This is a genomic window from Stenotrophomonas sp. CASM110, from assembly GCF_049384345.1.
Taxonomy (GTDB): Bacteria; Pseudomonadota; Gammaproteobacteria; order Xanthomonadales; family Xanthomonadaceae; genus Stenotrophomonas; species Stenotrophomonas muris.
Genome location: NZ_JBMRGI010000004.1, coordinates 171,110 through 192,448 on the forward strand (window position 1 = coordinate 171,110; position 21,339 = coordinate 192,448).

Below are 21,339 nucleotides of genomic sequence, written 5' to 3' on the forward strand. Positions count from 1 at the left end.
GCTTCAGGGGGCCGCCACCGGCACCGCGTGCGGTTCGCGCGACACGACCTGGGTGCGCCCTCCCACGTGCAGCACGTACTCGAAGGACTGCCGCATGCGGCTGTATGCGCCGCCATCCGGCACGCCGTAGTTGGCACCCACGCTGAGGGTATGCCGGCCCGGCGGCAACGGCTTGAGCATTACCCAATAGCCGTCGGCGGCGGCCAGCCGAGAGTGTTCGTCGCCAGCATCCATGCGGAAGCAGCCTTCGCTGCGGACCCGATGCCTGCGCATGTCGCCCAGCGGTTGGCCGTCCAGCAGCACCACCGCGCTGATCAGGTAATCGTTGTTGACCGCCGCCCCCGCCTGCAGCTCCTTGCAGGACACAGCCTCATCCACCTGGTAGTGCGCCATGTTGATGATCGGCAGCAACAGGTACTTGCCAGCCGGCACCACGCATTCGCGATGTGGCCGGAAACGGCCATTGGTGCCGGCCAGGTTCCAGACCGGGCCTTCCTGGCCCAGATCACACACGCGGCCATCCGGGTCGAGATAGGGCGCGCCGCCCTGGCCGTCGGCCCAGCGCCACCAGCGGGCGGTCCATTCGGCCAACGAAACGCCGCCCACCGGTTCACGCGTCAGCGGCGAAGGCACCGCCGTGTCTGCACTGAACGCCGGCACGGCGGCCAGCAGCAAGGCCATCGTTGCGCCACTGCGGCAAAGCCATCCCTGGATTCCCTTCCGCATCACCCACCCCATCGTCCCTGGCGGCCACGCGGCGTGGCCAGCTTCGGCGCCACTGTACCTTGGCGGGCTGGATCCTGTGCAGTGCGGGTACTGTGCCTACTCCAGCGCCATTGCGCGCTTGACCGCCGCCTCGGCCAACGGCGCCATCACCGCATAGCCCTTCGCGGTGGGATGCACGCCGTCGTCGGCCAGCTGCGGATCCAGCCCTCCGGCGGCATTGGCCATCGGCGTGTAGTAGTCCAGATAGACCAGCTGCTTCGCATCGGCATAGCGCTTCAATGCCGCGTTCAATGCGCGCACCTTGGGCGCAGGTGCCGTGCCCGGCAACCACGGGTAATCGCTGACCGGCAGCACCGATGCCAGCACCACGGCAATGCCATGTGCACGAGCCAGGTCCACCATCGCGTGCAGGTTGTCTTCGATCATCGCCTGCGTGGACGGGCCGGTGTTGCCGGCGATGTCGTTGGTGCCAGCCAGGATCACCACCACCCGCGGCTTGAGTGCCAGCACGTCCTGCGGGAAACGCACCAGCATCTGCGCCGTGGTCTGGCCGCTGATCCCGCGATTGAGCCAACCCTTGCCGGGAAAGAACGTCGCGCTGCCCTCCCTGCCCCAGCCTTCGGTGATCGAGTCACCGAAGAGCACCACGCGTGGTTGCCCCGGTACGGCGGCAGGCAGTCGCGCGTTGGCATCGCGGTAACGCTGCAGTTCCGGCCAATCGGCCAGGCGCTGCTGCATGAAGCGCACCTCGTCCGGGCGCAGTCGCTCGACAGGTTCCACCAACAACGGGTTGACGGCGGGCACGTCGGCCGCCATCCCATGGGCGCTCATCGCGCTACCGAGGGCAACCGCGGCCAGGCCAGCGGACAAGGAACGCATGGGGTCTCTCCGTTGAATGTCTGCGCCAGTCTAGCGCGCGGCCCCGCGCTCAGCGTGCCGCCGACCGCGCCGCCACGCCGGTCACCTTGGCCGGCATCCACATGCCTGGCGTCCAGCCACTGGCGGCCAGGATCGCCTTCGGGTTGTCCTGCTGGATCAGCGCACGCACCGCGTCACGCTTGTCCTCGGCCTGCAGGTAATAGGCCTTGGCGATGCGATAGCCCACCCAGTAGCCCAGATCATAGGGTTCCTGCGAACCGGGCCTGTAGTTGTACAGCCACGGCGACAGATCGGTGCTGTCCACATCCAGTGCGAAGGCGCTTTCGATATGTACTTCCCGGCCACGGGTCCAGGCCGCGTGGCGACCGTTGCCGACATTGCCGGAAATCAGCTCGCCGATGAACTCGGCGATGCCTTCGCCCAGTGAAACACGCAGCACCGTCGCATGCGGGTCGCCCGGCTCGACGTCGGTCAGGCCGGTCTGCTGGATGTGCACGTACTCGTGCGCGATCACGTGCACGAAGCGGTCCTGCACATTGGGATTCATGAAATCGGCTGCGCACAGCGCTTCCAGGCCGATGATCACCCCGCTCTTGGAGGTCAACCCGACCGGTCGGCCGCGGCCGACCGCGATGGTCACCGGCGGAAACGCGGCCTGCGGATAGATCGCCTGCAGGTTGCCGAACACCTGCACCAGGCGCTGCTTCACCGCCGGCAGCTCTGCAAGGCAACCGCGTCCCTGCGCATACACCCCGGGCTGGCTGGCAATGGCCTCGGCCATACGCTCGGGCGTGACCCGGCGCGCCTTCGCCAGTTCACCCAGGCCCGGACTGCCTTCGGCCAGGTAACCGGCCAGCTGGGCGATGCTGGGCTTGCCGCCGGTGCTGTCGTAGAGCGCGTAGAAGCGGCTGGCATCGGTGGTGAGGATCTGCGGCCCCGGCGGGGTTCCCGCCGACGCCACGCCGACCGCCCCGGCACAGGCCAGGGCAAGCAGGCAACGCAGGAAACTGGACATCGCTCCGTCCTTGGTGGAGTGCATGCGAAGCGCGCAATCTACCACTCCGCCCCGGCCACCGCAGCGGGCACATGCAGGCCCTTCGGGGCTGTGCCAGACTCACTCAGGCACCTGCCATGGATGATGGAGCACCGCACGATGATGATCGTTCCCGCGTACTGGGCCGAAGCCCGCCTGCAGGCCCGTTTCCGTGGCCGGCCGATGGTCGTGCGCCGCTTCGGCTGGTCCGACGAGGGGCCCGCCCAAGCCCAGGCCCACGCCGACGCACGTGCCCATGAAGCCCTCAACGCCATCATCGCCGGGCAGGTGCTGCCGCGTCGCGAAGTGCGCAGCAACTACGGTGTGGAGGGCGTGCCGATCCGCGAGCAGATCGTACAGCGCGATGGCGATGTCATCATCACCCGCAACAGCTATGGCGCGCTGTGTCTCAACAGCCCCGACGTGCTGTTCGCCGACATCGACCATGCGCAGCCACCGGCTGGATGTGTGATACCGGCCATCGTCGCTGCGCTCGTGCTGCTTGCCGGCGCCGTCATCGGCACCGTGCTCTGGCATTGGCTGATGGGCCTGGTACTGGGTGTGGCGGCAGTGCTGCTGGTCAACGCGGCACTGCTGATGCGGCGGAAGCAGCGCCTGGCCGCTGCCGGCGGTGCTGAAGGGCTTGCGCTGAAGCGCGTGGACGCCTTCAGCGAGCAGCATCCCGATTGGCATCTGCGCGTCTACCGCACCCCGGCGGGGCTGCGCGTGCTGGCGATGCATGCCACGTTCTCACCCGAGGACGAGCAGCTCCAGTCATTCTTCAAGGCACTGGGCACCGACACCCTGTACGCGCGCATGTGCCGGCTGCAGCATTGCTTCCGTGCGCGACTGACACCGAAGCCGTGGCGCGTCGGCCTGCGTTATCGCATCAGGCCACCGGTGGCTGCGTGGTCAGCCGAACAGGCCAACAACCCGGACCGGTTGGCCTGGATTGCCGATTACGAAAAGAAGAGTGCCGGCTTCGCCGCCTGCGCCTACCTGCGCAGCTTCGGCGATACCACCCGGGTGCATGCCAAGGCCGAGCATGTGCGTGACCTGCATGACCGGCTGTCACGCGCGCAGGATCGCCTACCGCTGGCGTGAGAGTGGCAGACGCTCAATCAGCGCCCTGCACGAACGGCTGCCCTGCCAAGGTAGTGCCCAGCTGCACCGCGATCTGCTGCCCGCCCTTCTCGAAGGTTGTCGCGCACTGCTTTCCGCCCTTCTGGCATCCGACTTCGGGAAAGCCCTCAAGTGACTCGGGGGCGCCCTGTGCCGGACTCGCCTGCCAGCCTGCCGCATCCAGCAGGCGCTTGGCCTTGGCATAGGGCATGCCGGCGACGATGCCCAATTGCGTCAGCTCAGCAGGAAACGACTGGGCATGGGCGGTTGAAACCAGGGCCAACGACAACGTTGCAGCAAGGAGAATGGCTTTCATCGCAGTGACCTGAAACGAGCTATCAGGTTCAGCCTAGATCATTTGCGTGGCGTGCGAATGTGCCGGTAACACGCCGTTACCGTGTCTCCACAGTTGATTGCAGAGCACCTCAATCTGTTTACAGGCCAGCGGCAGCCGAGCATGGGCTCGGCTCTACAGGATGCAGGAAGGCCGCTCTGAGGCGGCCTTCCTGTTCCTTCACTTGGCGTTCTTCACGTAGGTATCGAACCAGTTCAGCATTTCCGCCACCAACTGTTCGTTCGATTCCAGCGCGGTGTACCAGTGCGGCTCGTTCGGCAGCATCACCAGCCGGGTGGTGCCGCCGTTACCGCGGATCGCCTGGTACAGCTTGCGCGACTGGAACGGCTCGGTGCCCGGGTTGGCGTCGTCCTCGCCGTGGACCAGCAGCAGCGGCAGCTTGATCTTGTCGGCATAGAAGAACGGCGAGGCCTTCAGGTACACGTCCTGCGCCTGCCACACCGAGCGACGCTCGTTCTGGAAGCCGAACGGGGTAAAGGTCTTGTTGTACGAACCGCTGGTCGCCACACCGGCCTTGAACAGCTTGGTGTGCGCGATCAGGTTGGCGGTCATCAGGCCGCCGTGGCTGTGGCCGGTCACGCCGATGCGGTTGCGGTCAACCACGCCCATGTCCACGGCCTTGTCCACCGCCGCCTTGGCGTCGGCTTCCAGCTGCTCCAGGTAGGTGTCGTAGGCGTTCTTCGGATCGCCCACGATCGGGAACGAGGCGTTGTCGATGATCGCGTAGCCGGCCAGCAGCATCAGGCGGTACGGCTGCAGGCGGGTGAAGGTCTGCTGCGAACCGGACACCTGCCCCGCCTGCGCGGCGTTGGCGAAGTCGGCCGGATAGGCGTACAGGATCGCCGGCACGCGCTGGCCTTCCTTGTAGCCCGGCGGCGTGTACAGGGTGAACGACAGGTCCACGCCGTCGGCGCGCTTGTAGGTCACCAGCTGCTTCTTGATCTGGCGCACTTCCGGTGTCGGGTCGACCAGCTTGGTCAGTGCGGTCGCGGTGGACGCGAACTGCGCCTCGCCGGCCTTCGCATCAGCCACCGCCTCACCCTGCTGGCGGACGAAGGCATTCGGCGGATCGATCACCGACTGATGCCAGGTCAGGTAGCGGCCCGGCGTGTTGCTGAAACCGAGGAACTGTTCGTAGGCGTCTGCACTGCTGCGGAACAGGCGCTCGCTCTTCAACGTGGCCAGGTCGAGGCGGTCGAGGAACGGACGGTCGCCCTGCGGCGAGGCACCGCGGCCGCTGAGGAACACATGGTTGCCCTCACGGCGCACCACCTGCGCGCCATTCGGCAGGCGGGTGAAGACCAGATTGCCAGGGTTGCCGTACAGCTCATCGCTGGACATGTCCCACAGCAGGCGGCCTTCCTTCTTCGGCTGGTCCACATCCACGATGCGGGTCTGCATCCAGTGACGATTCTCGTCGTTCTCGTACTGGAAGGCCACGGCCGGATCGGCGGTCCACGCGAAGCCTTCGAAGCGCTGCGCGGTGCGGGTGATTTCGGTCGGCTTGCCGTTGAACGGCGCCTTCAGCATCAGCACGCGATCGCGATGCGGCACGTTGACCTTCCAGTCGCCCTTGTCCAGCGCTTCGGCGTAGACCAGGGTAGCCGGATCGGTGGCGCGCCAGTCGAAACCGCGCGGGCCTTCCGGCACGCCGTGCACCGGCACGCGGTCGGCCAGCGGGAGGCTGGCGATCGGCGTGCTGCGGCCACTGCTGATATCCAGCACGGCCACGTCGTTGGCGAAACGCTGGTAGGTCACCGCGTGCGAATACGGTGCCTTGATCGATTCAGTCAGCACGTGCACGCCATCGGGCGCGGCGCTGACTTCGTTGAACAGTGCCGGCTGCCCGACCGGGCGCACGCTGCCTGCGGCGGTATCTACCACGGCCAACTGCGAGGCACCGTAGTAAGCGAACAGCTTTTCGTCGTGCACGCTGGTCAGCGTGTCGCGGGCCTCATAGGTGCTGCTCTCGCCACTGCTGCCCAGCGACTCCTGTGCATCCGGGCCGGTCGGTACGCCGCCGTTGGAAGGTGCCGGGCCCTGGTTGGCCGGTACCAGTTTCACCAGCAGATTCTGGCTGCCGCCCAGCCACTGCACGGTGTAGCCGAAGATCGGGTTCAGCTGCACGTTCGGCACCTGCTTCACCTGCCCGGTGGCCGCATCGCCCACCCACAGCTGCACGCTGGTATCGACCGCATTCTGGAAGGCGAAATGGCTGCCATCGGCCGACCACAGCGCGCCGGTGGCACAGCCCTGCGGCAGGTTGACCTTGGTCTCCTTGCCACTGCCGATGTCGACCAGGGTGAAGTCGGCCACGCAGGCCGGAATGCCGTAGCCACCCGGGGTGTCATGGCGGCTGCGGTTCTTCGGCTCCAGCCGCACGCCGGCCAGCTTCAGGTAGGGCTGGGCCACGCGGCTGATCGAGGGGTAGGTCTGCGCGGTGGTCAGCAGCAGGCGCTGGCCGCCCGGGGCCACGTTCGGCGCCGGCGGTGGCGGTGCCTTCAGCACCTTGAGCAGGTGTTCCGGCGGCTTGGCGTAGTCGGCCAAGGCCGGGCCAGCGGCCAACAGGCCGACGGTGGCAACGGCAACAGCCGCCGCCAGAGAGGTTCGACGGATCAGCATCCTTATCCCCTGGGTGTGAATGGGTACCCGGAATCGGGCATGGACCCGAATCTAGCACCGCAGGGGATGGGATGAATGGGCCGGAAGGGCTAGAGGCCGGATGGGGCAAAGTGGGACACGCCCGGAGAGGCCGGCGATGGACCGGCATCTGCCAGGCGTGGTCTGTCGTCACTGCTGGGCGTGCAGGTCCCAGGCGGTCAGGTAATCGGGGTCGACCACGATCATGCCACTGTTCCGCATGCGGTATTCGCCTGGCTCGGCCCGCTGGTACTGGTCGAGCATGGGCGGCAGGTAGCGCTCATGACCATCGTCTTCGTCGGCCAGCACCACGCCTTCGTCGGCGCTGATGCGCAGCACGGTGCCCGCGTACTGCTCCAGACCCTGCACTTGGCCGTCGCCACCATAGCGGGTGACACCCACCAGCACGACCTTGCCGATCATTTCCTCGGCCTTGGCATCGTCCAGTGGGGGCAGCATGGCATTGAATTCGTCGTTCATCGGTGCACCTCCAAAGCCTGTGGGGATAGCGTGGGTTCGGCGGTCCCACGCTGCCAGCGTCGACGGCAACGCAGGAATCTCTCTCGGGGCGCAAGTAGCTGGATCGCAGGCCCGACCGGGCAACGCGGGGGTGCGATGGGTGAAAGGTGTCTGGAACTTGGCTGGAACTGCGGCGGATGGCCATCTGCGCCGATGGCGGGACCGTGTCAGGTCAAGATCAACACCACGCGTTGCGTTGCATACACGGTGAAGCGTGACAGCTGCACTGTAGTGGCATGAGCGCCTCCTGTTGAAGGTCACACGCGGGTGCGTTGCTCCGTTGGAACGAATGCTGCCACTCCACGCGGAAGGAACAAGTGAAGATTGCAGGCGACCTGCAACAAGCGGTTCGCGCGGTACCCGTTCATTAAGCTGGCGCCCCGCTCTGCTGCGGCACGCCTGCCCTGGCAGGACGCTAGAATGCGTCCATGCGCACCGTACATGCCCTCCGCTACATCACCCCGTTACGGGAAGGCGGCTCCCTGCCCGCCGTGGTCGAGACCGACGACGACGGCATGGCCGTGCTGAAATTCCGTGGAGCCGGCCAAGGCCCGAAGGCGTTGATCGCCGAGCTGATCGCCGGCGAGATGGCACGCACGCTGGGCCTGCCGATTCCGGAAATCCTGTTCGTCGAGCTGGACCGCGAGTTCGCCCGCACCGAGCCCGACCCGGAAATCCAGGAGCTGATCCGCGCCAGCGAGGGCCTGAACCTGGGCCTGGACTATCTGCCCGGTGCAATCAATTACGACCCGGCCGCGATGCCTGTGGATGCCGAGCTGGCCTCGCGCATCGTCTGGTTCGATGCATTCACCAGCAACGTCGATCGCACCACCCGCAACCCCAACCTGATGGTATGGCATCGCAAGCTGTACCTGATCGACCACGGTGCGGCCATGTACTTCCACCACGACTGGGCCAGCGCCGGCGATGCCTGCGAGAAGCCGTTCGTGCTGATCCGCGACCACGTGCTGCTGTCGTTCGCCAGCCGCATTGCCGAGGTGGACGCAGAACTGGCTGCGTGCCTGACCGATGCCGAAATCGAGCGCATCGTTGGCCTGGTGCCGGACAGCTGGCTGGTGGACGAACCGGCGTTCGACAGCCCACAGGCCTATCGCCAGGGCTATATCGACTATCTCAAGCACCGCCTGAAAGTGCGTGCAGTGTTCGTGCAGGAGGCCATCCGTGCCCACGCTGCACACGTATGACTATGCGGTCATCCGCGTCGTGCCGCGGGTGGAACGCGAGGAATTCATCAACGTCGGGGTGATCGTCTCCTGCCCTGGCGCGCGCCATCTGGAGGCGGCCATCGAAATCGATCCTGAGCGCCTGCGTGCCTTCGCACCGGCGCTGGACCAGGACGCGCTGCAGCCATGGCTGGATGCAATCGTGGCCATCTGCCGTGGCGACGCCAGCGCCGGACCCATCGCAAAGCTGCCCGCGCGCGCCCGCTTTCATTTCCTCACCGCCAAGCGCAGCTCGGTTGTACAGATGTCGAGCACGCATGTCGGCCGCACTGCGGACCCGGCGGGTGTGGTGGAACACTTGATGACGAAGATGGTGCGGATACCGGAATGAACGGCACCTGCCGCGTTCACAGTGGCAACCTTCGCGCGATGTAGTTGACCACATTGCCGATCGCATCCGGATCGACATTGGCCAGGCCAACGATCACGTAGCCCTGCGCCGGCAGCACCACGATGGCACTGTTCGATCCGGGCGCACCGCCTTCGTGGCCGTACTGATGCTCCCTGCCCTCGCCCTGAACCACGAAACCAAAGCCATACCAGCCCTTGTGGTTCTGCGCCGTGGTGGCCTGCTGCAGCAATGCAGGTGAAACCAGCTTCCCGCCTTGCAGTGCCTCGGCGAATTTCACCATATCGGCCACTGTGCTGTAGCCACCACCGGCCGACATGCCGCGCCAGGGCAGCGACTTCGTTTCACGGACCCATTGCCCATCGTGCTTCGTGTAAGCGACGGCACGCTTTGGAACGCTCGCTGTTTCCGGCTCGAAGCCGGTGCCGGTCATGCCCACCGGGTGCAGGATGTGCTCCTCCACATATGCGTAGTACGACTGCCCCGATACCGCCTCGATGATGCGTCCCAATACGATGAAGCCATAGTTGGAGTAGCTGTCCTGGCTGCCGGGCGTGAACTGCGGCGCATCCCTGGCGAACCGCTGCACGTAGTCATCCAGCGTCTTCAGGGACGCGGAATACTGTTCGAAACCATCGCCAAAGAAGTCCCCCAGGCCACTGGTGTGTGACAGCAACTCGCGCACGGTCACGCTGCTGGCGACAGCCTTGTTCGGATAGTCCGGCAAGTGCTTGCCGATCGTGTCATCGAGACTGAGCCTGCCATCCTGCACCAGCTGCAGGATGGCCACGGCGGTGAACATCTTGTTGGAGGACGCAAGGCGGAACTGCGTCTCCACGCCCACTGCAATTCCAGTGCTGCGATCGGCATCACCACCGCGCCAGTCCAGCAGCACCTTCCCATTCTGTGCCACCTGCAACGCGCCCGACAGCGCGTCCTGTGCCCGCAGCGCCTCCAGCTTTGCTGTGACGTCGGCCATCAGGGCAGGCAATGCAACCCGTGCCGGCTTGTGCTTGTCCGGCGTTTCAGTGCCCTCGATCTGGAACTGCATCAGGTGCGACGGATTGGCCGGGTCCATGACGGCGGTCACCCACATCGCGCGTTCGTTCATCTGGCCCATCACCAGCAGCTTCGCTTGGCCGGGTGCACTCTCGGTTGATTCGAGTACGCGCAAGGGGCCTGTGCTTTCGCGGAACTCGAGATAGTCCTTGGGACCGCTGCCTTGCTTCTTCGCGTATCTATCGGCGAATGCCTGCAACCCCTCGAGGCTGCCCGCATTGAAGGCCGCAAGCCAGTCACCGATGGCGTCCTGCGCACGCGGATGTGCACGCACGCTGGAGGCGGCGCCCACTGCCGGAACAGCCCAAAGCGTCATCAGCACCGAACAGGCCAGTACTTTGCAGAGCAGCAGGCATCCAACAGCCTTCATGGCAGTTCCTTTGCGGGTATCCCTGGGCGCATCCTAGATCATGGAACCGCCCGCTGCATCCATGCCAGGGACCCTGCCGCAGCACCTCAGCCGTGACGATGAACGCCTCGATGCGATGCCAATCGCCCCGCTCATGCGGCAGCGATTCCACGCCCATGCCGATCTGGTACCTCACCGCATCCGGGCCGTCGCGCCAGTAGTACGGCGCGCCATTGCTCCAGCCGCAACAGGCGTAGCGCAATGCAGGCATGGCAAAGGTCTCGCGCAGATAGGCTTCCACCTTCACTGCCTGGGTACCTGGAACGCGGTAGTGGGCCTGCATGGGTTTGATGCAGGACGCGTCGTCCTGGCTGCAGCCGCTGTATTCCAGTCCCGCAGGCTTCCGGCCCATCGCCTGCAGGAAATCCTGGCATTCGATATCCGGTCGCGCCAGGCCATCCGCACGCCCCTGCGCTTCCCACGCGGCCAGCGCCTGCGCAGTCGTCTGCTGCGCAATCACGTTGGCGGCGAACAGCAATGCCGCCAGCCCCAGCAGCAAGCGCGCGCTACGCAGCGGCAACCGGCCAATCGTCTCAGGGCGATCCTTCGCAGGCAGTCACAGGAATGCCAACCGATGCCGTGCTATCGCCGTGCCATCGTCTGCTCGCTGAAGCGAGCCACGCAGAAGTCCAGGAAACTGCGCAGCTTGGGCGTCAGCTGGCGGTCGCGCGGGTACACCAGGTTGATCCACGTCGATACCGGCACGTAGTCCGGCAGCACTTCCACCAGTTCACCACGCGCCAGCGCGGCGGCAAGCATTTCATGGGGCTGCAGGATCAACCCCAGCCCTCCGACTGCCGCGGTCAGCAGCGGCTCGGCCTGGTTGACCATGAAGCGGCTGGACACCGGCACGCTCAGCACGCTGCCGTCAGCATCGCGGAAACTCCAGCGCGTGCGGATGATCGAATGGGCGAAGCCCAGGCACTCGTGCCGACTCAGATCGGCCGGATGGACAATGGCCGGGCGCGATGCGAGGTACGCCGGCGATGCACACAGCACCAGCGGATACGGCCCCAGCCGTCGCGCCACCAGCCCACTGTCGGCCAGATCACCGGTGCGGAATACCAGATCAAAGCCGTCCTCGACGATGTCCACCAGGCTGTTGGACAGGTTCAGATCAACCTGCACGTCCGGGTACTGCTGCAGGTAGGCCACCACCGCCGGTCCCAGTGCATGCACGCCGAAGGTGACCGGTGCGCTGACGCGCAGGCGCCCCATCGGCCGCCCGCGCGCCACTTCGGCCAGCTGCTCGGCGCCTTCCACCTCCTCCAGGATCACCCGCGCACGGGCCAGATAGGCCTGGCCGAAGTCGGTCAGGCTCTGCTTGCGCGTGGTGCGGTTGAGCAGGCGCACGCCCAGGTGTTGTTCCAGCGACTGCACGTGTTTGCCGACCAGCTGCGGCGACAGGCCCAGCGCGTCGGCGGCAGCGGCGAAGGAGCCAACCTCGGCCACTTTGACGAAGGTCCGCAGGGGAGCGATCAGGTCCATTGCAAACAATTGGTTTTCAATGAAACGCCAGATTACCCCTTATTCTGGGGGCAGGCCACGCGCACAGTAGCCTCCACCTTTCCGCCGGCCCCAGCGCCGGCCTTGCCCAGGAGCCCCCCCCATGAGCCAGGTTGTCCGCATCCACGAATATGGCAGCGCCGATGTGCTGCGCATCGACGACATCGATGTTCCCGCCCCCGCCGCCGACGAGGTCCAGATCCGGGTCAAGGCCATCGGCCTGAACCGTGCCGAGGTGATGTTCCGCAACGGCGCCTATCTGCAGGAGGCGCAGTTCCCCAGCCGGCTGGGCTATGAAGCGGCCGGCATGGTCGAGGCGGTCGGCAGTGCGGTGAGCGGATTCACTGCTGGCGATGCGGTGAGCGTGGTGCCGCCGCTGGACATCGCCCGCTGGGGCACCTACGGCGAGCTGGCCAACGTGCCGGCACGACTGGTGGTCAAGCACCCGCAGGCGCTGGGCTTCGAAACGGCGGCTGCGGTGTGGATGCAGTACGTCACCGCCTGGGGCGCACTGTTGGAGCAGGCGCAGCTGGCCGCCGGGGATTCCGTCATCATCACCGCTGCCAGCAGCAGCGTCGGCCTGGCCGCGATCCAGATCGCCAATGCAGTGGGTGCCACGCCGATTGCGGTGACCCGTGGCTCGGGCAAGCGCCAGGCCTTGCTCGATGCCGGTGCCGCCCATGTCATCGCCACCCAGGAACAGGACCTGGCAGCCGAAGTGGCGCGCATCACCGGCGGTGCCGGCGCCCGCGTGGTGTTCGACCCGATCGGTGGCCCGCAGTTCGTGCCGCTGACCGAGGCAATGGCCCGTGGCGGCATCCTGCTGGAATACGGCGCGCTGAGCAGCGAACCCACCCCGTTCCCGTTGTTCAACGTGCTGGGCAAGTCGCTGACGCTGAAGGGCTACCTGTACTCGGAAATCGTCTCCGACGATGCCGCGCTGGCACGTGCCAAGGCGTTCATCGTCGACGGCCTGGACAAGGGCACGCTGGCGCCGAAGATCGCGAAGGTGTTCCCCTTCGCACAGATCCAGGACGCCCACCGCTACCTGGAATCGAACGAACAGATCGGCAAAGTGGTGGTGACGCTGTAAACACCCTGCCGGCAGCGACGGACCCACTGCGGGCACGTCGCTGCCGCAGGCTCAGGCCATTGAAGGCCCGCGGTTCTCATGCTGGCGGCTTTCGAGGGTGAGCTGGTGCTCGCGCTGCCGGTTGTCACCGGCCAGATCATTCACCGTTTCCTCCATCGAGCGCGCCGGCTGTGCCGTATCCACACTGGCGCGCTCACCGGGAATCAACCCGGCAACCCACAGGCGGTCTCCGGCCATCATCACCCGGTCGACGCGCGCGGCATCATCGATGCCGTTGCGCTTGGACTCCAGCACTGCCTGCATGACGTGCTCGTCGCCGATGGTGCCAGGTACCCCCTGGCGGATGCGCTCGAACAGCGCGGCGTCCCTGGGCGACAGCGATTCCATGCCATTGGGCTGCGGTGCGGGCTCCGGCGCGGCCGGACCAGCGACCGGTGCATTCGCCGCGGCCTGCTGCCGCGCCTGCACCTGCTCCGGCTGGAACTCCGCCCGCGTATAGGGCGGACGCTGCGGCGGCCAGTTCTCCGCGCGGTCGAACTCGGTGGTCGGCGCATGTTCGCGAGCGACGGCGGCATCGTTCAACTGCCGGCGCGCATCCGTGTCGATGACGCCGCCGGGGCGCAGCGGCAGGCCATAGTCCTGCTGGAAGTTGCGCATGGCCGCCTGCATGCCGGCATCAAACGTGCGCGCATCGCGCTCGGCACGTGGGTTCGGTTCGGTCAGGTACCCCAACGCCTCCAGCTGCCGGCGCATTTCGAACACCGGCTCGCCCTTCTCACCGGGGCCCAGGTTGCCGTCGGCCAGCGGGCCGGTCAGGTCGGTCACCGTCCGGCGCTTGAAGTCCGGATCGACCGCCAGCGTGTCGCTGCGCATGCGTTCCAGCAGCGCAGCGTCGATGCGGCCATTGGCCGGGCTGATACCCCGCTCGGTCTGGAAGCGGCGCACGGCCTGCTCGGTGGAGGCGCCGAAATCACCGTCGGGCTTGATCGCGGCATTGGCGTTGTTGCGGATGTCCAAGCGCTGCAGGTACTGCTGCGCTTCCAGCACGTGCTGGTTGGCGTCACCCCGGTGCAGGTCCATCGCCCCGGCGGGCGCCTGGGGGGTCGGCACCGGCATCTGGAAGCCTGGTTGCTGCACACGCTGGACCAGGCCGGCAACCTGGGATTCCCATTCAGTGGCCCGTGTGGCGATGGCGTCTGGATAGGGACTGCCGTTGTTCAGCTCACCGCCATTGACCGAGGCCCGCGCCTGCCGGTAGTCGGCATGGTTGGCGTTGACGTTGTCGGACAGCCGCGCACCAAACAGGCCGTCGCGCATCCCCACCACCAGCACCTTGGTGGCGATGTCTGCCTGGGCAGCCCGTTCCGGATGCTCGACCAGCTCGCGGCCGATCCCCAGAGCCTCGCCCAGCCGCTCGTAGTTGTTGACGTGGGTGAGGTGGGCAAAGCCCCGGCCGAAGTACTCCTCGCCGCCGAAGTAGCGCAGATCCACCGCCTGCTTCCTGCCCCAGTCTTCCTCGGGCGCGGCGAAATCACGCGATTCGTGCTGCGCCGTGGCCAGCACATAGGCAATCTGCCGATGGTCGGTAATGCCGTTGTCGATGCAGGTACGCACGATCATCTCGACCGACTGGTCCCGGGTCAGGCCGAAGCCCGACCCACCTTTTCCATAGCCTTCGCTCATCCTTCAGCTCTCCAGTTCCGGAACGCATCCATTCGTCGGGGGAAGACCTACTTCAGCAGGTCCGATTCGGTAGGGGCCTCGCCCCTGCAGGTGTCATAGCGGCGCTGCAGCAACGTGCGCGCGCCGGTTCCGCGCAGCTGGATGACCTTGTCCTCGCGCTCGCACGGGCTGACCTTCGCGCGAAGCACGAACCGCCCATTGTCGATATGGTCGATGTCGCGCCCACCGATGGCCGCTTCCAACGCCTTGGCACGCACATAGCGGTTGCGCTTGGCATCGAACAGGTAGAACGCATGCACCGGAACGTTGTAGACACCGCTGTTGTCCTGCCACACCTGCAGGTCCGGCACGCCATCACCATTGAAATCCGAAACGGTCAGCAGCACGGCGGTCGCACCCTGGGCACCGGTGCCGGCGCGGGTCAGGCGCGGCTGCACGTCCGTGACCACCACGTTGCGCCCACCACGGGTCACGCCCATGCTCCGCACCTCGCAGGTCGTCACGTTGTCGGTGCCGCTGCAATCGGTCACCTGGAAGACCACCTGCAGTGCCGGTGTGAGCCTGCCCTCGCCGGGCCGCAGGACGATCCTGCCCTGCTTGTCGGGCGCGGCATCGGCGGCATGCACAGCGGCCTGCGCCGGCGCCGGGGCCGCCTTGGCTTCCGCCACCAGCGCCGCCGCACCGCCGCCCTGCAACTGGCGGGCACGCAGCAGGGTCATGTGCGTGCGGCACTGCTGTGAATCCAGCTGGGCAACGGCCGTGCTGCCTTCCGGGCACCGGCTGTCGCGCTGGTGCAGCCATTGCCGCTGCAGATCGCGCAGCACCTGCTGATCACTGGCGGTCAGTGTGGAGCGCGCCGCGCTGTAGGCGGCATTGAGTGCATCGTCGTGCACCTTGAGTTCAGCGTCGGCACAACGGCGACGGGCGTCCAGCGCGGTGCCTGCGGCCGCCATGCAAGGCGCATGAGCGGGGCTCAGAGAGCGCGCATCGCCTGCGATCAGTTCGGCACCGCTGGGCACCTTGCGTGCGGCGGGCTGGGGCGACGCCTGCGCGCTTGCCCACAGGCAAGGGCCAAGCAGAAGCAGTCCTGCCAGCAGCCGGGTGGCACGCCCCGGCAGGCGTTCGGAGTTCAGCATGCGTTTCCTTCCCTGGGGGCGTTGGCCGGCCCCGTCCTGTTCCGATGATGGATGCTGCCCGGTCGCCAGCGCAACTTCAGCGACAGCGGTCACAGCCCGTAGGCCGCACTCAGGCCGGCAGCGCTATTTCGGCAGTGCGTAGGCCATCACGTAATCGCCGTTCGGGGTTTCCATGAAATGGTGGCCGCCAGCCATGATCACCACGTACTGGCGCCCGCCCTGCGCGTACACCATCGGATTGGCCTGGCCACCCGCGGGCAGCTTGGCATGCCACAGCTCCTTGCCGGTCTTCAGGTCGATGGCGCGCAGCAGGTCATCAGTGGCGGCGGCGATGAAGATCAGGCCGCTGGCGGTGACTACCGAACCGCCATTGTTCGGCGTGCCGATCTCGATGGGCAGGCCGGAACGGATGCCGAATGGTCCGTTGCCGCGCGCACTGCCGAACGGACGGTCCCACAGCAGCTTGCCGGTGCGCAGGTCGATGGCCCGGATGCCGCCATAGGGTGGCTGCTTGCACAGCAGACCAGTGAACGGCAGGCGCCAACCGGCGTTCACCTGGATGGCGTAGGGCGTGCCCACCTGTGGGTCGCCCGCGCCTTCGGCGCCGCCCTTGTCGAACCGGACCTTCTCGCGTGGCAGCCAGCCCAGCCTGTCGGCCTCGGCGCGTGGCACCAGCCGGTTGTAGTTGGGCATGTCGTTGTAGTTGGCCACGATCACGCCGCGGCGTGTATCGATGGACACACTTCCCCAATCCGAACCGCCGTTGTAGCCGGGATATTCGATGGAATGGCGATCACTGCTCGGCGGGGTGTAGAAGCCTTCGTAGTACGCCTTGCGGAACTGGATGCGGCAGATCAGCTGGTCGACCGGGGTGATGCCCCACATGTCGCGCTCGGTCAGGTCATGCTGCCGGCGCAGCGTGTGATACAGCGAGAACAGCTGCGTGGGTGAGCGTTGTTCCGGTTCGACACCGCCGACCGGCACCCTGCGCTCTTCGGCGGCGGTCAGCAGCTGGCCGTTGCGGCGGTCAAGGATGTAGAGATCACCCTGCTTGGTCGGCAGCAGGAGCGCCGGCACCTTGCCAGCCGCCGTCGGGTAATCGATCAGGCTGGCCTGCGAACCCAGGTCGTAGTCCCACACATCCTTGCGCACCGCCTGGAAATGCCAGGCCGGCTTGCCCGTGGCCACATTGATCGCCACCAGCGACGTCGCGTAGCGGTTCTGGTTTTCCGTGCGTGAGCCACTCCAGTAATCGCCAGCGGAATTGCCCAGCGGCAGATAGACCAGCCCCAGCGCCTCATCACCGGTCGCGGTGGTCCACATGTTCGGCGTGCCGCGCGTGTAGGTCTGCTCATGCGGCGGCAGGCCGCTGCGTTCGGGCTGGTCCATGTCCCACGCCCAGCGCAGCTTGCCGGTGATCGCATCGTAGGCCTGGATCACGCCCGACGGCGCGTCGCGGCGCTGACCATCCAGCACCTGGTGGCCGGTGACGATCACCCCGCGCACGATGGCCGGTGGCGAGGTGATCGACACATAGCCCGGTGGCACCTCGCCCATGCCCAGAGTGATGTCGACCTGGCCGTTGTTGCCGAAATTCGCACAGGGGCGGCCACTGTCGGCATCCACCGCGATGATGCGCCCGTCCAGCGTGCCCTCGATGATGCGCGCCCAGCATGCCGGACGACTGCCCGGTGCAGCGCTGCGGGTGGCACTGGGCGGCGGTTCCGGCAACGCCAGATCAGCAGCGGCATCGGCCAATGCGGCATCGGCGAGGATCGGCGTGGCCGGTTGCTCGTAATAACTCACGCCACGGCAGGCGGCGGTGTATGGAATCGAAGCGTCCTTTACCTTCGGATCGAACCGCCACACTTCCTTGCCGCTGGCCGCATCCAGTGCGATCAGGCGGTTGCGGGCGGTGCACAGGTACAGACGGTCGCCGATCTTCAGTGGCGTGGTTTCCGCACCCCAGCGCTTCTTCGGCATATCGCCGGTGCGGAACTGCCAGGCCAGCTGCAGCGTGGCCACGTTGGCCGGGGTGATCTGCTGCAGCGGCGAATAGCGGGTGGCGGCATTGCTGCGCCCCCACGCCGGCCAGTCCCCTTCGGCAGGCTGGTCGGCCGGCTGCAGGCCGGTGGTGTCGCGGGTCGGTTCCAGCCCGACGCTGGCCGCGCCTTCCGGGAACGGCTGGTGCCCGTCCACTTCGCCGTGCGGCGCGAACGCCAATCCGAAGGCAGCGACGAACACCAGCATCAGCACGCCGGCCACGCTGCGCGACAGGCGCCTGGAAACCGGTTGGTGGAGGGTGGGCGCCAGCAGCGCCAGCACGATGCCAAGCGCGGTCACCAGGCCGAGCCGCGGTACCCAGCGCCAGTAGTCGCTGCCCGACTCCCACCAGGTCCACAACAGCGTACCGGCGAACACCAGCGCATACAGCAGCGCGCCGCTGCGGCGATTGCCGAACAACAGGAGGCCACTGGCCAGCAGGCCGGCCCCGGCGATGGCGTAGTACGCCGAGCCGCCCAGGCTGAGCAGCCATGCGCCGAGCCCGCCGATGACCAGGCCGAGCAGGACCAGCAGCAGCGACAGCACGGTAACGAGAGGATGCCGGGAGGCGCGGACGGGAGCAGGAGCGGACGGCGGCGTGGCGGACATCGTCGATCTCCGGGGGCAGCATGCGCCGTTATCCCACCGCCGACGTGAAGCGCGCGCGTATGTGCGGCATCCGGATACGACGACGCCGGCACAGGGCCGGCGTCGTCGCGTAGCTCAACCTTGCGGCAGGATCACTCCTGCGCGGCGTCCTCGCTGCTGGAAGCCGCCGGGGCGCCATCGGTCGTGGTCGCGGCCGGGGCAGAGGCAGGCACTGCCACCTCATCCTCGTCCTCGTCGATCGAGGCATCCATGCGCTCCACCGCCTGCAGCTTCTCGTCCTTGGACAGGCGGATCAGGGTCACGCCCTGGGTGTTGCGGCCGACGCGGCTGATTTCCGAGCCACGCGTACGCACCAGGGTGCCACCATCGGAGATCAGCAGGACTTCGTCGCTGGAGCCCATCAGCACTGCGGCGACCAGCTTGCCGTTGCGCTCGGTGGTCTGGATGCCGATCACGCCCTGCGTACCACGGCCCTTGCGCGGGTAGTCCGGCAGCGGGGTGCGCTTGCCGTAGCCGTTCTCGGTGGCGGTAAGGATGTACTGAACGCTGGCGTCGTCGGCGCCGTCGATCACCGCGTCGCCATTGGCAGCGGCTTCCTCGACACCGCTGTCGTCCTCGTTCTCGTCCTCGCTGCCACCGGCACTTTCGGCCACGATCAGGCTGACCACTTCCTCGCCGGCCGGCATCTTGATGCCGCGCACGCCGGTGGCGGTACGGCCCATCGAGCGGACCTTGTCTTCACCGAAGCGCACGGTCTTGCCGTTGGAGGCGAACAGCAGGATGTCACGCTCGCCATCGGTCAGGCCGACACCGACCAGGGCATCGCCCTCGTCCAGGTTGATCGCGATCTTGCCGCGGGCCAGGCGGAAGGCGAACTCGCTCAGCGGGGTCTTCTTGACCGTACCGTTCTTCGTGGCGAAGAACACGAACTGGCCATCGGCGTACTCGCGCACCGGCAGCACGGCCTGCACGCGTTCGCCCGGCTCCAGCGGGATCCAGTTGATGATCGGACGGCCGCGGGCGTTGGAACCGGCTTCGGGCAGCTGGTAGACCGGCAGCCAGAACACCTTGCCCGAGCTGGTGAAGGTCAGCAGCGTGTCGTGCGTGTTGACCAGCCACAGCTGTTCGATGAAATCCTCTTCCTTGGTCGCCGCCGCGCTGCGGCCACGGCCACCACGGCGCTGTGCGCGGTACACGCTCACCGGCTGCCGCTTCACGTAACCGGCATGCGACACGGTAACCACCACGTCTTCCGGCGCGATCAGGTCGAGGATGTCCAGGTCTTCTTCGCTGTGGCGGATTTCGGTACGACGTTCGTCGCCGAATTCGGCCTTGACGTTGACCAGCTCCTCGCGGATCACCTGCAGCAGGCGGTCGGGATCTTCCAGGATGTGGATCAGCCCGGCGATCACTTCCAGCAGCTGCTTGTACTCGTCGGTCAGGCGGTCCTGCTCCAGCCCGGTCAGGCGGTGCAGCCGCATCTCCAGGATCTGGGTGGCCTGGATCTCGGTCAGCTGGTAGCCGCCCTCGATCAGGCCCACGCCCTTGGGCAGGTCTTCAGGACGGGAGGCCTCGGCACCGGCCGCACCCAGCATCGCACCGACCAGGCCCGGCTCCCACACGCGGGCCAGCATGCGCTCGCGGGCTTCGTTCGGGTTCGGCGAGGTCTTGATCAGTTCGATCATCTCGTCGATGTTGGCCAACGCAACGGTCAGGCCTTCCAGCACGTGGGCACGGGCGCGCGCCTTGCGCAGCTCGAACACGGTGCGGCGGGTGACCACTTCGCGACGGTGGCGGACGAACGCCTCCAGCATCTGCTTGAGGTTCATCAACTGCGGGCGGCCATCGACCAGCGCCACCATGTTGATGCCGAACACCGATTCCATCTGCGTCTGCTGGTACAGGTTGTTCAGCACAACCTCGGCAGATTCACCGCGCTTGATCTCGATGTAGATGCGCATGCCGTCCTTGTCGGACTCATCGCGCAGCTCGCTGATGCCTTCGATCTTCTTTTCCTTGACCAGCTCGGCGATCTTCTCGATCAGACGCGCCTTGTTCACCTGGTAAGGAATTTCAGTGACGATGATCGATTCGCGGCCGTTGTCGGCCACTTCGATATCGGCCTTGGCACGGATGCGCACGCGGCCACGGCCGGTGCGGTAGCCGGCGACGATGCCGGCAGTGCCGTTGATGATGCCGGCAGTCGGGAAATCCGGGCCCGGGATGTATTCCATCAGGCCGTCGACATCGATGTCCGGGTTGTCGATCAGCGCGATGCAGGCGTTGATCGATTCGCTCAGGTTGTGCGGCGGAATGTTGGTCGCCATGCCCACCGCGATGCCAGCCGAACCATTGACCAGCAGGTTCGGGAACCGGGTCGGCATGACCGTCGGCTCCAGTTCCTTCTCATCGTAGTTGGGCTGGAAATCGACGGTTTCCTTGTCGATGTCCGCCATCAGCTCATGCGCCAGGCGCGACATGCGCGCCTCGGTGTATCGCATTGCTGCAGCGGAGTCGCCGTCGATCGAACCGAAGTTACCCTGGCCGTCGACCAGCATGTAGCGCAGCGAGAACGGCTGTGCCAAGCGCACCAGCGTGTCGTACACCGACTGATCGCCATGCGGGTGGTACTTACCGATGACGTCACCGACGATACGCGCCGACTTGAAGTAGGGCTTGTTGCTGTGCGCGTTGAGTTCGTTCATCGCGTACAGCACGCGGCGATGCACCGGCTTGAGGCCGTCGCGCGCATCCGGCAGCGCGCGGCCCACGATCACGCTCATGGCGTAATCGAGGTAGCTCTTGCGCATCTCGTCTTCCAGGTTGACCTGGATGATTTCCTTGGCGGTTTCTGCCATTCGGGTTCCGTTGTCTGGTAGCGGTCCAGTCCGGCGCAGCCCTCTGCGGGAGGGGGTCGCGCCGGAACCTCGATTC

Annotated in this window: 17 protein-coding genes; 4 read left to right on the forward strand and 13 right to left on the reverse strand. The window is 66.4% G+C overall.

The annotated features are described in order from the left end of the window. Positions 1-3: 3 nt before the first annotated feature. From VG561_RS04760 to VG561_RS04770, 3 genes are all read right to left on the reverse strand, one after another. A complete protein-coding gene (locus VG561_RS04760; protein WP_262093102.1) occupies positions 4-681 on the reverse strand; it encodes a hypothetical protein in 678 nt (225 codons plus the stop codon). 141 nt (positions 682-822) lie between these two features. After that, positions 823-1,605 (reverse strand): SGNH/GDSL hydrolase family protein, encoded by a 783-nt coding sequence (locus VG561_RS04765; RefSeq protein ID WP_014647636.1) that lies wholly within the window; start codon positions 1,603-1,605, stop codon positions 823-825. Positions 1,606-1,654: 49 nt separating this feature from the next. Then, the gene (locus tag VG561_RS04770) at positions 1,655-2,620 is read right to left on the reverse strand and encodes a DUF2268 domain-containing protein (protein WP_262224708.1); all 966 of its coding nucleotides are present in this window, start codon (positions 2,618-2,620) and stop codon (positions 1,655-1,657) included. Between the two features lie 138 nt (positions 2,621-2,758). On the opposite strand from VG561_RS04770, the gene VG561_RS04775 reads away from it, so the two are divergent. Then, a complete protein-coding gene (locus tag VG561_RS04775; protein WP_423179416.1) occupies positions 2,759-3,742 on the forward strand; it encodes a hypothetical protein in 984 nt (327 codons plus the stop codon). A gap of 13 nt (positions 3,743-3,755) precedes the next feature. Here the strand turns inward: VG561_RS04775 and VG561_RS04780 are convergent, their stop codons facing one another. The 3 genes from VG561_RS04780 to VG561_RS04790 form a co-directional block, all read right to left on the reverse strand. Then, positions 3,756-4,076 (reverse strand): hypothetical protein, encoded by a 321-nt coding sequence (locus tag VG561_RS04780; RefSeq protein WP_041863592.1) that lies wholly within the window; start codon positions 4,074-4,076, stop codon positions 3,756-3,758. 198 nt (positions 4,077-4,274) lie between these two features. Next, entirely contained in the window at positions 4,275-6,737 is a 2,463-nt protein-coding gene (locus VG561_RS04785; protein ID WP_111207043.1) for a S9 family peptidase, read from the reverse strand. A 168-nt stretch (positions 6,738-6,905) separates the two neighbouring features. Further along, complete coding sequence (locus VG561_RS04790) at positions 6,906-7,235, reverse strand: hypothetical protein (protein WP_014647641.1); 330 nt, start codon at positions 7,233-7,235, stop codon at positions 6,906-6,908. 467 nt (positions 7,236-7,702) lie between these two features. Here VG561_RS04790 and VG561_RS04795 point away from each other — a divergent pair, with 467 nt between their 5' ends. Beyond that, the gene (locus VG561_RS04795) at positions 7,703-8,479 is read left to right on the forward strand and encodes a HipA family kinase (protein WP_046431494.1); all 777 of its coding nucleotides are present in this window, start codon (positions 7,703-7,705) and stop codon (positions 8,477-8,479) included. Beyond that, a complete protein-coding gene (locus tag VG561_RS04800) occupies positions 8,457-8,849 on the forward strand; it encodes a DUF3037 domain-containing protein (protein WP_423179417.1) in 393 nt (130 codons plus the stop codon). The genes VG561_RS04795 and VG561_RS04800 overlap by 23 nt, the downstream gene beginning before the upstream one ends. Positions 8,850-8,865: 16 nt before the next feature. On the opposite strand, the gene VG561_RS04805 is transcribed toward VG561_RS04800, so the two are convergent. The 3 genes from VG561_RS04805 to VG561_RS04815 all read right to left on the reverse strand — a co-directional run bounded on the left by VG561_RS04805 (position 8,866) and on the right by VG561_RS04815 (position 11,823). Continuing rightward, positions 8,866-10,242, reverse strand: a complete 1,377-nt coding sequence (locus VG561_RS04805) for a serine hydrolase domain-containing protein (RefSeq protein ID WP_229653780.1) — start codon at positions 10,240-10,242, stop codon at positions 8,866-8,868. After that, positions 10,163-10,834, reverse strand: a complete 672-nt coding sequence (locus tag VG561_RS04810; protein WP_258014705.1) for a DUF4952 domain-containing protein — start codon at positions 10,832-10,834, stop codon at positions 10,163-10,165. Before VG561_RS04810 ends, VG561_RS04805 begins: the two co-directional genes overlap by 80 nt. An 83-nt stretch (positions 10,835-10,917) precedes the next feature. Beyond that, the gene (locus tag VG561_RS04815; RefSeq protein WP_032962018.1) at positions 10,918-11,823 is read right to left on the reverse strand and encodes a LysR family transcriptional regulator; all 906 of its coding nucleotides are present in this window, start codon (positions 11,821-11,823) and stop codon (positions 10,918-10,920) included. Positions 11,824-11,944: 121 nt separating this feature from the next. On the opposite strand from VG561_RS04815, the gene VG561_RS04820 reads away from it, so the two are divergent. Further along, on the forward strand, positions 11,945-12,934 hold the full coding sequence (locus tag VG561_RS04820) for a zinc-dependent alcohol dehydrogenase family protein (protein WP_423179418.1): 990 nt from the start codon (positions 11,945-11,947) through the stop codon (positions 12,932-12,934). Between the two features lie 51 nt (positions 12,935-12,985). Here VG561_RS04820 and VG561_RS04825 read toward each other — a convergent pair whose 3' ends face one another. The 4 genes from VG561_RS04825 to gyrA all read right to left on the reverse strand — a co-directional run bounded on the left by VG561_RS04825 (position 12,986) and on the right by gyrA (position 21,263). Beyond that, positions 12,986-14,617 (reverse strand): peptidoglycan-binding protein, encoded by a 1,632-nt coding sequence (locus tag VG561_RS04825; protein ID WP_262093093.1) that lies wholly within the window; start codon positions 14,615-14,617, stop codon positions 12,986-12,988. Positions 14,618-14,664: 47 nt separating this feature from the next. Further along, positions 14,665-15,753, reverse strand: coding sequence for a lysozyme inhibitor LprI family protein (locus VG561_RS04830; RefSeq protein WP_423179419.1), 1,089 nt, complete (start codon positions 15,751-15,753; stop codon positions 14,665-14,667). Positions 15,754-15,876: 123 nt separating this feature from the next. After that, positions 15,877-18,405 carry a membrane-bound PQQ-dependent dehydrogenase, glucose/quinate/shikimate family gene (locus tag VG561_RS04835; RefSeq protein WP_046431508.1) on the reverse strand — a complete coding sequence of 843 codons (2,529 nt, stop codon included), beginning with the start codon at positions 18,403-18,405 and terminating at the stop codon, positions 15,877-15,879. A gap of 131 nt (positions 18,406-18,536) precedes the next feature. Beyond that, positions 18,537-21,263, reverse strand: a complete 2,727-nt coding sequence (gene gyrA, locus VG561_RS04840) for a DNA gyrase subunit A (RefSeq protein ID WP_142234954.1) — start codon at positions 21,261-21,263, stop codon at positions 18,537-18,539. Positions 21,264-21,339 lie beyond the last annotated feature (76 nt).

Bases quoted from the DNA above. Each gene is read 5' to 3' on its own strand.
- VG561_RS04760 (WP_262093102.1), bottom strand. From the start codon at position 681: ATGGCCTTGCTGCTGGCCGCCGTGCCGGCGTTCAGTGCAGACACGGCG.
- VG561_RS04765 (WP_014647636.1), bottom strand. From the start codon at position 1,605: ATGCGTTCCTTGTCCGCTGGCCTGGCCGCGGTTGCCCTCGGTAGCGCG.
- VG561_RS04770 (WP_262224708.1), bottom strand. From the start codon at position 2,620: ATGTCCAGTTTCCTGCGTTGCCTGCTTGCCCTGGCCTGTGCCGGGGCG.
- VG561_RS04775 (WP_423179416.1), top strand. From the start codon at position 2,759: ATGATGATCGTTCCCGCGTACTGGGCCGAAGCCCGCCTGCAGGCCCGT.
- VG561_RS04780 (WP_041863592.1), bottom strand. From the start codon at position 4,076: ATGAAAGCCATTCTCCTTGCTGCAACGTTGTCGTTGGCCCTGGTTTCA.
- VG561_RS04785 (WP_111207043.1), bottom strand. From the start codon at position 6,737: ATGCTGATCCGTCGAACCTCTCTGGCGGCGGCTGTTGCCGTTGCCACC.
- VG561_RS04790 (WP_014647641.1), bottom strand. From the start codon at position 7,235: ATGAACGACGAATTCAATGCCATGCTGCCCCCACTGGACGATGCCAAG.
- VG561_RS04795 (WP_046431494.1), top strand. From the start codon at position 7,703: ATGCGCACCGTACATGCCCTCCGCTACATCACCCCGTTACGGGAAGGC.
- VG561_RS04805 (WP_229653780.1), bottom strand. From the start codon at position 10,242: ATGACGCTTTGGGCTGTTCCGGCAGTGGGCGCCGCCTCCAGCGTGCGT.
- VG561_RS04815 (WP_032962018.1), bottom strand. From the start codon at position 11,823: ATGGACCTGATCGCTCCCCTGCGGACCTTCGTCAAAGTGGCCGAGGTT.
- VG561_RS04820 (WP_423179418.1), top strand. From the start codon at position 11,945: ATGAGCCAGGTTGTCCGCATCCACGAATATGGCAGCGCCGATGTGCTG.
- VG561_RS04825 (WP_262093093.1), bottom strand. From the start codon at position 14,617: ATGAGCGAAGGCTATGGAAAAGGTGGGTCGGGCTTCGGCCTGACCCGG.
- VG561_RS04830 (WP_423179419.1), bottom strand. From the start codon at position 15,753: ATGCTGAACTCCGAACGCCTGCCGGGGCGTGCCACCCGGCTGCTGGCA.
- VG561_RS04835 (WP_046431508.1), bottom strand. From the start codon at position 18,405: ATGTCCGCCACGCCGCCGTCCGCTCCTGCTCCCGTCCGCGCCTCCCGG.
- gyrA (WP_142234954.1), bottom strand. From the start codon at position 21,263: ATGGCAGAAACCGCCAAGGAAATCATCCAGGTCAACCTGGAAGACGAG.